Below are 407 nucleotides of genomic sequence, written 5' to 3'. Positions count from 1 at the left end.
CATTGTATAAGAAGTTTCATCAATATCAGACAATAACCTACTCATTATATCCCCAGAATCCATCTTAGAATAATCAACAAATTTTGAGTTTTGAATTTTATTATAAAGGTTTATCTGCTCGTTTTTGATAGTAATAAAATTAACTTTTCGATGATAAGTATTGAAAAAATAATTGAAAACTCTTTCTAAAGCTACTACACCGATTAAAAAGATAAGGAAAAAAGGCAGTATGTTAATTCTTTGAAAAGATATTATATCGTCGATTAAATACTGAATGAAAAAAGGTCTCAAAGCTGCTAATACCAAAGTAGCAATACCCAAGAGAAACATGAAAATCATGTACTTTTTATAATTTTTTATACCATATCTTATCAACCTTCTTGTGCACAAACCCATACCTTTACCTC

Annotated in this window: 1 pseudogene; it reads right to left on the bottom strand. The window is 27.8% G+C overall.

Going from position 1 to position 407, the window contains the following annotated elements:
- A pseudogene (locus tag AD60_RS09955) lies at positions 1 to 407 on the bottom strand (ABC transporter ATP-binding protein); the annotation flags it as partial.

Origin of the sequence: Petrotoga sp. SL27 (assembly GCF_002924605.1) — a bacterium.
Lineage (GTDB): Bacteria > Thermotogota > Thermotogae > Petrotogales > Petrotogaceae > Petrotoga > Petrotoga sibirica.
Note: the sequence above shows the minus strand (reverse complement) of the source record. Positions and strands in the feature narration are given on the sequence as shown.